This is a genomic window from Inquilinus sp. (genome assembly GCF_057815775.1).
Map to the genome: position 1 here is coordinate 1 of NZ_JBYRFX010000483.1, position 8,675 is coordinate 8,675.

The 8,675-nt window shown below is 66.1% G+C and carries 11 protein-coding genes; 5 read left to right on the top strand and 6 right to left on the bottom strand.

Annotation, left to right across the window (positions count from 1 at the left end; genetic code table 11):
• Positions 1-296: Lrp/AsnC family transcriptional regulator (locus AC3XYG_RS17155; RefSeq protein ID WP_489141065.1), on the bottom strand; the 296-nt coding region annotated here is incomplete at its 3' end.
• Between the two features lie 200 nt (positions 297-496).
• Between AC3XYG_RS17155 and AC3XYG_RS17160 the strand changes: the two genes are divergently transcribed.
• The 3 genes from AC3XYG_RS17160 (at position 497) to AC3XYG_RS17170 (ending at position 3,055) form a co-directional block, all read left to right on the top strand.
• Positions 497-1,012, top strand: a complete 516-nt coding sequence (locus AC3XYG_RS17160; RefSeq protein WP_489141066.1) for a cysteine dioxygenase — start codon at positions 497-499, stop codon at positions 1,010-1,012.
• Between the two features lie 91 nt (positions 1,013-1,103).
• Complete coding sequence (locus AC3XYG_RS17165; protein ID WP_489141067.1) at positions 1,104-1,331, top strand: hypothetical protein; 228 nt, start codon at positions 1,104-1,106, stop codon at positions 1,329-1,331.
• 89 nt (positions 1,332-1,420) lie between these two features.
• Positions 1,421-3,055, top strand: a complete 1,635-nt coding sequence (locus AC3XYG_RS17170) for a long-chain fatty acid--CoA ligase (RefSeq protein ID WP_489141068.1) — start codon at positions 1,421-1,423, stop codon at positions 3,053-3,055.
• Between the two features lie 35 nt (positions 3,056-3,090).
• Here the strand turns inward: AC3XYG_RS17170 and AC3XYG_RS17175 are convergent, their stop codons facing one another.
• Together AC3XYG_RS17175 and AC3XYG_RS17180 are read right to left on the bottom strand one after the other, a co-directional pair.
• On the bottom strand, positions 3,091-3,702 hold the full coding sequence (locus AC3XYG_RS17175) for a helix-turn-helix domain-containing protein (RefSeq protein WP_489141069.1): 612 nt from the start codon (positions 3,700-3,702) through the stop codon (positions 3,091-3,093).
• Positions 3,703-3,801: 99 nt separating this feature from the next.
• A complete protein-coding gene (locus AC3XYG_RS17180; RefSeq protein WP_489141070.1) occupies positions 3,802-4,692 on the bottom strand; it encodes an MBL fold metallo-hydrolase in 891 nt (296 codons plus the stop codon).
• 249 nt (positions 4,693-4,941) lie between these two features.
• Between AC3XYG_RS17180 and AC3XYG_RS17185 the strand changes: the two genes are divergently transcribed.
• Positions 4,942-5,892 carry a 1-acyl-sn-glycerol-3-phosphate acyltransferase gene (locus AC3XYG_RS17185; RefSeq protein ID WP_489141071.1) on the top strand — a complete coding sequence of 317 codons (951 nt, stop codon included), beginning with the start codon at positions 4,942-4,944 and terminating at the stop codon, positions 5,890-5,892.
• Positions 5,893-6,034: 142 nt separating this feature from the next.
• On the opposite strand, the gene AC3XYG_RS17190 is transcribed toward AC3XYG_RS17185, so the two are convergent.
• The gene (locus tag AC3XYG_RS17190; RefSeq protein WP_489141072.1) at positions 6,035-6,448 is read right to left on the bottom strand and encodes a nuclear transport factor 2 family protein; all 414 of its coding nucleotides are present in this window, start codon (positions 6,446-6,448) and stop codon (positions 6,035-6,037) included.
• A gap of 106 nt (positions 6,449-6,554) precedes the next feature.
• On the opposite strand from AC3XYG_RS17190, the gene AC3XYG_RS17195 reads away from it, so the two are divergent.
• A complete protein-coding gene (locus tag AC3XYG_RS17195; protein ID WP_489141073.1) occupies positions 6,555-7,367 on the top strand; it encodes an AraC family transcriptional regulator in 813 nt (270 codons plus the stop codon).
• 227 nt (positions 7,368-7,594) lie between these two features.
• Here AC3XYG_RS17195 and AC3XYG_RS17200 read toward each other — a convergent pair whose 3' ends face one another.
• Both AC3XYG_RS17200 and AC3XYG_RS17205 read right to left on the bottom strand, forming a co-directional pair.
• Positions 7,595-7,876: a hypothetical protein gene (locus AC3XYG_RS17200; protein ID WP_489141074.1), complete on the bottom strand. Its 282-nt coding sequence runs from the start codon at positions 7,874-7,876 to the stop codon at positions 7,595-7,597.
• Positions 7,877-7,992: 116 nt separating this feature from the next.
• Complete coding sequence (locus tag AC3XYG_RS17205) at positions 7,993-8,508, bottom strand: helix-turn-helix domain-containing protein (RefSeq protein WP_489141075.1); 516 nt, start codon at positions 8,506-8,508, stop codon at positions 7,993-7,995.
• Positions 8,509-8,675 lie beyond the last annotated feature (167 nt).

Here is an 8,675-nt window from a genome sequence, read left to right on the forward strand (position 1 = left end):
TCCGGGATGTCGCGCACCGCACTGCCGAAGCGTTCGATCCACTCGACGGTGTGGTGGCTCGTGCGGATGGCGATGAACACGGTCACGCCGACATTGAGGGCCGCCTTGTCGAGCAGGGCCACGCGCTTGCGGACGATGCCCGCCTGTTCCAGCTTCTGCACCCGGCGCCAACATGGCGTGGCGGAGATGCCGGCCTTCACCGCGAGGTCGGCCAGCGCGATCGTCGCATCAGTCTGCAGCGCCTTCAGGATCCTGAGGTCGATTTCGTCGAGCTTGAGCGATGTCGGCGGGCTCACGGCACGGCTTCCTTTCTCTGGCAGATTTCTGCTCTGGGTATAGAAAACCACCGAAAAAGACAAACTGGGAAGCAGATTTCACCCAATCGGCTATGAGCGAAATCCATTTGCTCAGGACGAACCAATTTCCTTCAACAACGCAATCTGGTTCCCGCCGGCCGGGCATACCCTGTTCTCAGCGATCGAGAAGCAGGGCGACCATGACTCACGCAGCCACATCAGATGTCTTCCGGCCCACCGCCCGGTGGCGCCCGGCGCTGAAGACCCTGCCGGAGTTCGGCGGATCGCCGCAGGCGATGCTCGAGCATTTCACGGCCCATCCCGGGCTGATCTGCGGTCTCGACCTGGAACGCAGGCCCGGCACCTACGCCCGCAACCTGCTGTGGGGCGATGCCGAGACCAGCGTCTGGGCCATGGTGTGGGACAATGGCGCCCGGACTGCGATCCATGACCACCACTGCGCCTGTGCCTTCGGCCTGATCAGCGGCACCCTCACCGAGATCCGCTTCCGCGCCTTCGACGAAGTGCGGGTGGCCAAGACCTGGGAGGCCGTGCACCGGCCGGGCGACATCGCCAGCCTGGCAACGACGCAGCCCAACATCCACCAGATGGTCAACGACAGCGGCGCCATCGCGATCTCGCTGCACATCTACGGCTTCGACCACCGCGTGCACGACTCCTCGGTCGACCGGGAATATGTGCGCGCACAGGCCTGAGGATCTTTCCGGGGCCTGAAACCGGCCGCATCGCCGCCGCGTTTCGCCGTCATGATCCGTCCGTGGCGTCCTGCGACGGAGGGAGACTGCGATGCGGATGTCCTTCGGCCCGGCCCGGCAGCTGTGCGGGATCCTGCTTCTGGCCACGTTCGTGCTTGGCGCCAGGCCCGCTGCCGCCAGGGACTGGACGCTGACGGCGGACCGCGCGGGCGGCATCGCCGGCCAGGATCAGCCCGTCACGGTGCTGGGGGTCGCGGCGACGCGTGACCTGTTCGGCCGCCTGGTGCCGCTGCTGGATGGAACCCTGCCGCCGCGGTGATCGTCGTTTCCCGGTTGGGGTCGACAGGAGTTTCCCCCTATCCTTTCCAAAGGTGGCGCACACAGCCCGCCGCGACATGGGAGGACGGGATGCTCGGTCGGATGCAGGACGGCCCGTTGCTGGCCATCCATTTCCTGTCCTACGCGGCCCGCTTCCACCGGCAGTCGCGGGTCATCACCCAGCGCCGTGACGGCAGCACCGCCAACCTGTCCTATCCGGAGATCGCCGCCCGCACCGCCCGGCTGGCCCACGCCCTGACGGCACGGGGCATCGCCGCCGGCGAGCGCCTGGCGACGCTGGCCTGGAACGACCACCGGCATCTCGAGCTGTATTACGGCGTCGCCGGCATCGGCGCGGTCTGCCACACCGTCAACCCGCGGCTGTTCCCGGAGCAGATCGCCTTCATCCTGGGCGATGCCGGCGACACCCATCTGTTCCTCGACCCGATGTTCCTGTCCATCCTGTGCGCGATTGGCGACCGGCTGCCGGCCTCCCTGACGACGCTGGTGCTGCTGGAGCCGTCGGCCGAGCCGTTGCCCCCTGCCCTCGCCGACCGTTTCGAGGTGCTGGACTACGAGGCGCTGATCGCCGGCCATGACGAGCACTTCGACTGGCCGGAGTTCGACGAGAACACCGCCGCCTTCCTCTGCTATTCCTCCGGCACGACAGGCGAGCCGAAGGGCGTGCTGACCTCGCATCGCTCGACCGTGCTGCATGCCTATGCCGCCAACCAGCCGGACTCCTTCGGCCTGCGGTCGGTCGACACCGTGATGCCCGTGGTGCCGATGTTCCACGTCAACGCCTGGGGCATCCCGTTCGTCGCGCCGATGATGGGCGCGTCGCTGGTGCTGCCCGGGCCGCGGCTGGACGGCGCCTCGCTGTACCGGCTGATGGAGGAGACCGGGGTGACGCTGTCGGCCGGGGTGCCGACCATCTGGCTCGGGCTGCTCAACCATCTGCGCGAGAGCGGCAGCCGCTTCACCAGCCCGCCGCGCCTGCTGATCGGCGGGTCGGCCTGCCCGCTGCCGGTGATCGAGGCGTTCGAGCGCGACTACGGCGCCCGCATCGACCACGCCTGGGGCATGACCGAGACCAGCCCGATCGGGCTCTACAATTCGCCGAAGCGCGAGAATGCCGATTGGGACGACGCCGCCCGGCTGCAGCTGAAGCGCAAGCAGGGCCGGCCGATCGCCGGGCTGCAGCTGCGCATCGTCGATGCCGAGGGCCGCGACGCGCCGATGGACGGCGTGGCCTTCGGCGAGATCCTGGTGCGCGGCCCGTGGGTCGCCGGCGCCTATTTCAACCGCGACGACGACCCCGCCTTCACCCCGGATGGCTGGTTCCGCACCGGCGACGTCGCCACCATGGACGAGAGCGGCTATGTCGAGATCGTCGACCGGGCCAAGGACGTGATCAAATCCGGCGGCGAATGGATCAGCTCGATCGCGCTGGAGAACATCGCCGTCGGCCACCCGAAGTTGCGTGAGGCTGCGGTGGTCGGCGCCCGCCACCCGAAATGGGACGAGCGGCCGGTGCTGGTCGCCGTGGCGGCCGAGGGCACGGCCCCGACCAAGGCCGAGATCCTGGAGTGGTTCGACGGCAAGGTCGCCAAATGGTGGCGGCCGGACGACGTGATCTTCGTCGACGAGCTGCCGCACACCGCCACCGGCAAGCTGCTGAAGACCGAGCTGCGCCGGCGGTATCGGGACCATCTCGCCACGTAGGTCGGGTCCGCGACCTGCGGCCGGCACGCAGGCCGCTAGGACGGGCGGTTCGCCGGCGGCGCCGAGATGATCAGATAATATTCGGCTGGCCTGGATGTGCGATTCTCGAACCAGTGTTCGACGTCCGCCTCGAAATACAGGCAATCACCCTCGTTCAGCGCCGTCTCATTGTCCATGGTTGCGACGACCACGTGGCCCTGGAAGACAACGACGTGCTTGGCGGTCGCCGACTGGCGTGGCGGCGAACGGCCCGTCGACGTGTTCGCCGGCAGATGGTGAAGCACGACTTCGACGGTCATGCCGGGCATCATCGGCGAAAGCAGGGAGCGCTCGAACCCCGTTTCCGGATCCCGGAACACCTGGCGCTGATCCTTCGTCACGAGCGCGAAGGCGCGGTGCGTCGGCGACTCCTCACCGACAAGGGACGAGAACGAAGCACCGAGAGCATGCGCGATCTGCTTGGCGATGCCGATGGTCGGGCTCTTCTCTCCACGTTCGATCTTGGACAGCATCGCCCGGCTCACCCCGGACAATCTGGAGAGGTGTTCAAGCGTGAGATTTGCCTGCTCGCGGATGGTGCGGACACGGTCGCCGAAAGCGCCGGCGGCATCGCGTGCTCCCGGCCGGGATTGTTCGAGGTTGCTCAACTGGCTCCGCTTTCCGCTCGCATGCGTCAGCGGCCATCTTAGCCCGGATATCCCACACCCCCTACGCCCTGCGTCGTCTTGCAGGGAGTCGGATGCGGATCAGAGCGGCCGGAACCGATAGGCTTGCCCGGCACGCTCGACATGACCGACACCCGGGAAATCGAGGTGCGCACCGGCGACGAACACGCCGCGCTGCGCCGCGCGCTCCAGCATCCTGGCGCGGGTGATACGCGCCTGTTGCTGGTCGGCGTCGTATTCCCAGGTCAGCTCCGGCCTGTCGAACTGGATCGAGGGCACGTGGACGAGATCCCCCCAGATCAACAGAGTCTCGCCTCCGCTCGACACCTCGAATGCGGTGTGGCCGACTTCATGGCCATGCGCCTCGACGGCGGTGATGCTGTCGCTCAGCCTGAAGCCATCCCCGAAGGGCAAACGGGCCTGTCGAAATCGGGAAAGCCGTTCGTATTCATCGAACATCGGCAGCTCTTCCTGCGGAACAAGCAGCCGCTGGAGGTTGGGAAACGCGTCCGAACCGTCGGCGGCGACCAGGCCATGGACGTGGTCTGCATGGGTGTGGGTGACGGCGACGGTGGTGATGCTCTCCCGCGCCACGCCCGCCTCGGCCAGCGCGTCGGGCAGCAAGCCCATCGTCGGCAGCCACGCATTCGCCGCCCCCGTATCGATCAGCACGGTCTGGTCGCGATCGATCACCAGGAAGGCGTTGACCGACAGGCGAAGGTGCCCGTCGACCAGCCTCACCTGGGCCGGCATATCCGATCCGATCGGATGATCGCCCGCCTGGCGCAGCCGGCTGGGCGGCATGTCGACGAAGCCGTCGCGGAGGGCGACCACGGTGAGATCGCCGAATTCGTAGCGTGCGAAGTTCGTGCCGGACGCTGTCCTTTGCAGACGGCGCTCACCGGCGGAGGCGTGTTTCTGCGACCTGGCCGTACCGGCACCCGCCACGTCCGGACCATTGCGATGTGTCATGGCGTCAAAGCCCTCCGATAGCGGCACAGTTCCTGCGATTGCTGCGTCGGGGCAGGATCCATCCCTCCGCAGCTCCACGCCGCGCTGTGCCGGATGTCCTTGCGATGGATACCCTCCGCTCCCGATCCAGCGAAGGGCGCCTCTTGGAATCTTCTATAGCAGAATTTATCTTCTATAGAAGAAATTAATCCGGCGGCGACGCGCTGCGGCCTTCATTCCCCTGTCATGGAACCGGTGTAGAGCGGTGGCATGATGAAGCGGAAGATCCGGCGCCGGCCGTTCCCCGAGCTTTCTTATGCCAACCCAAGCCAACACGCGGCGCAGCGCTGGTTCATTCGGACGGTCGAGGGGCTGTCCGGGCGCGACAGGTTTGCAGCGCTTTACGATCACTGGCGCACGGATATCGTGCCGAGCGGCGATCGGGTGTTTGCACGGATGCTCGATCTGATCGGTGTCAGCGTCCGGACCCCCGATCAATGGCCGCCACGGGATCTGCCGGACCGGCCGCTGGTCATCCTGGCCAACCATCCGTTCGGGATCGGCGACGGGATCGCCATTCTATCGCTGGCCGAGCAACTGGGTCGCCCCTTCCGGGTCATGCTCGCCTCCGACCTGTTGAAGGTGCCGGAGATAGCAGCCTATTCGCTCTCGGTGGATTTCTCGGAAACCAAAGAGGCTGTCAAAAACAACCTCGCGATGCGCAATGAAGCGCTGCGCCTTCTGAAGCAGGGCGTGACGATCGTCGTGTTTCCGGCCGGCGGCGTCGCCACCGCACCGAATGTGTTCGGCAGGGCCAAGGACCTGCCGTGGAAGATCTTCGCCGCGCGTCTGATTCAGGAAGCGAGGGCGGCCGTCGTTCCCGTGCATTTCTCCGGCCAGAACGGCCGCCTATTTCACCTTGTCAGTCGACCGATGAATTTGACCGAGCGCGACAATCGCCTTGCCAAGATCATCGGCAAGCTATCGCTGACGCTGCGGCTTTCCTTGCTGATACGCGAATTCACGCACCTGTCAGGGAAGTCGATCGAGACGCGGATCGGGCGCCTGCTCGACTGGGATGAACTCGCGCCATTGCGTGACCGCAAGGCGCTGTTGCAGCGGCTGCACCGCGGCGTGTTCGAACTGTCGCCCGAGCGGCGGACCGCGCGGCCACGCGACCATGCGGAGCACCGCGATCTGCCGGGCGGAACGGCTGCATAGCGAGGGGTCGACGGCAGGGTCGCCAAATGGTGGCGGCCGGATGACGTGATCTTCGTCGACGAGCTGCCGCACACCGCCGCCGGCAAGCTGCTGAAAACCGAGCTGCGCCGTCGGTATCGGGATCATCTGGCGGGTTAGGCCCTCACTCCACCGCCCGGGCCAGCTCGCGCAGCGCCTGGTCGCCGGACAGCACGCGGGTGACCTCGTTCACCCGCCACAGCCGGCCGTCACGCAGATGGCCGAACAGATAGACCTCGATCGCCGCCGTGCGGCCATCGGCATGGACCATCTCGACCACATGCCGGTCGGCGATGGCATCGCCCTGCCAGACAGCGTCGAGCACGGTCACCTTGATCGGGCGGATCGAGCCGGCGACATGGCGGATATGGGCCTCGAACCGGGCGCGGTCGCTGACCTCGCCATCGGTCACCTGCGCGTAATCGTCGGCGAAGAATTCCGGAATCCGATCCGGGTCGCCGAACACGGTGCGCATCGCTTCGGCGATCCGGTGCTTCAATTCCTCACCGTGGCAGGGCACGGTAAACGGGCGGTCCATCGATCGTCTCCTTCATCCTGGAATACCTGGATGCTACAAGCAGCCTGGATGGCCTGCTGCCGATGGATGGCCAATCATCGCCTGTATCAGGCCAGATCGGAGAGCCATGGCTGACCGCGATTCCCCCGGCGGCGCCCCTGCCCCGCTGCGGTTGCAGCATGATGACGGATACCGCACGCCGGGCCACGCCCATGACCATGCACAGATCTTCCTGGTCACCGCGGGCGCGCTGCTGCTGACCACCGCCGAGGGCACCTGGGCGATGCCGGCCGGCCATGTCGCCTGGATCCCGCCCGGCCTGCACCATGAGGCGGTCAGCCATGGGCCGCTCCGGGCGCTGGGCGCCTATCTGCCGCCGTCCCGCTGCGCCGGGCTGCCGGAGCGGCCGGCCCTGCTGCGCCGGTCGGCGCTGCTCACGGCAACCCTGGAGCGGCTCGGCACAGCCGTGGTGCAGGACGGCGCCAGGACGCAGCGGCTGCTGGCGGTGCTGCTGGACGAGATCGCCACGGCGGAGCACGACGCGCTGGACCTGCCGCTGCCGCGCAGCCCGCCGCTGGTGAAGCTGGTCCGCGCCCTGATGGAGGACCCGGCTGAGCGGCGCGGCCTGGACACCCTGGCCCGCGACTTCGCCCTGTCGCGGCGCAGCCTGACCCGGCTGTTCCGGCAGGAAACCGGATTGTCGGTCGGGCAATGGCGGCTGCGCCGGCGCGTGATCGCCGCGATCGCGCTGCTGGCGGAGGGGCGGAGCGTCACCGACACCGCGCTGACCCTGGGCTATGAGAGCATCGGCGCCTTCGCCCAGTCCTTCCGCAAGGTCACCGGCATGCCGCCGACGGCGTATCGGCGAGGCCGCTGGATTGCGTCGGCTCGTGATGACCGCCTGGAGAACCGCATCGCTCGAACCCCACCGTCATCGTAAGCCCCGCCCCCGCATTGGATTGGGGGCGTGGCGATCCAGGTGTAGGGGGGTGATCGGTTTGGCAGACGGTTAGAAGAAGAAATTCGTCCCTAAGAGATTGAGATAGGTCAGAAAATCGTCCCATCGCCGAACCGATTGGTTTGGCAGGAAATGCGCAGAAATGAGCAAACGGGGCGGTTGATTTGGCAGGAGATGCACGGACTATGGCATGTCCTGCGCCGGCCGGCTCAGTTCGGCCTGGTCGTGGCCGCAGCGCTCTCGCGCTTATCGGCGCGGGCCATGGCAAAGAGAAGGAAGGCGACGCCACCGACAAAGAGGGCGCCGAGCGCCCCGGTGGACCCCAGAGACTGTTGCGTCAGTTGGACGAACATCGCGCCTCCGGCGACCAACCCCATCGATATGCCCACGCTGCCGAGAATCGCACCGAGGATGGTCCGGATGCCTATGAGCACCCCGACCGCGCCGAAGATAGGCGCGAGCGCGATAGCAGCGATTGTGGGTTCCTGCATGCTGTGGCTCCACACTCAAGCGGTTGTACGAATGATATTTAATGCAACGCAGAGTAGCTGAATTTGCTCTCGTCCGCATATCGCGCAAAACGCGAAAATGACCCGTCGGAGTACCCTTATGCCGAGTGTTTGCTAGCTGTGGGGTCGGAAGCGGCGGCGCGTAGTTCCTTGCGCAGTTGCGTGATCATCAGCTTCACCATCGCCAGCCGCTCGTCCGGATCGGCCGAAGATCCGCTGATTTCCTGATACTTTTCTGCGGCCAGCGTCGCCAGATCGAGCGGCGGCAGGCGCCCCCCCTCGTCCCTATATGCCTGCTCAATCGCCTCCCCGATTCGCCTGGAGAGAGTGACGTCGAACGACGGCGGCGCTTGGCTGCTAGTGGGCGCGATACTCCCTCGATCAGCTTTCGAGCGTTTTGCCCCTTTCCCGAGTGCCAGCCAGTCGAGAGAGACATGGTGAGCGTCCGCAATCAGCGCGAGCGTCGCCACTTTCGGGACCAAGCCCTCTTTCCACATTCTGGCGAACGTCGCGTTGGGGATGCCGAGCCGTTTGGCCCAGACGAATGGCTCGTCGCTGCCGATCAGCTCGGCCAAACGCCCACGAAACGCCTCAGGTCCGATTTCGGACTTCAACCCGTCAACTCCGAAATCGCGCTCTGACCGAATGCGGCGCCTCGGAAAGTCATAAATCCTATTCTGTTCAATAGGTTGTCGTAGATCGACCGGGAGGGCGCAAAAAATGAAGTCCGAAATGCGACCTCAGCCTTGCTCATGTCGGAAAACGGACTTATGTTCATTGC

Coding starts and splice junctions, on each gene's coding strand:
- AC3XYG_RS17200 (WP_489141074.1), bottom strand. CDS start 7,876: ATGCAGGAACCCACAATCGCTGCTATCGCGCTCGCGCCTATCTTCGGC.
- AC3XYG_RS17170 (WP_489141068.1), top strand. CDS start 1,421: ATGCTCGGTCGGATGCAGGACGGCCCGTTGCTGGCCATCCATTTCCTG.
- AC3XYG_RS17185 (WP_489141071.1), top strand. CDS start 4,942: ATGATGAAGCGGAAGATCCGGCGCCGGCCGTTCCCCGAGCTTTCTTAT.
- AC3XYG_RS17190 (WP_489141072.1), bottom strand. CDS start 6,448: ATGGACCGCCCGTTTACCGTGCCCTGCCACGGTGAGGAATTGAAGCAC.
- AC3XYG_RS17165 (WP_489141067.1), top strand. CDS start 1,104: ATGCGGATGTCCTTCGGCCCGGCCCGGCAGCTGTGCGGGATCCTGCTT.
- AC3XYG_RS17160 (WP_489141066.1), top strand. CDS start 497: ATGACTCACGCAGCCACATCAGATGTCTTCCGGCCCACCGCCCGGTGG.
- AC3XYG_RS17180 (WP_489141070.1), bottom strand. CDS start 4,692: ATGACACATCGCAATGGTCCGGACGTGGCGGGTGCCGGTACGGCCAGG.
- AC3XYG_RS17195 (WP_489141073.1), top strand. CDS start 6,555: ATGGCTGACCGCGATTCCCCCGGCGGCGCCCCTGCCCCGCTGCGGTTG.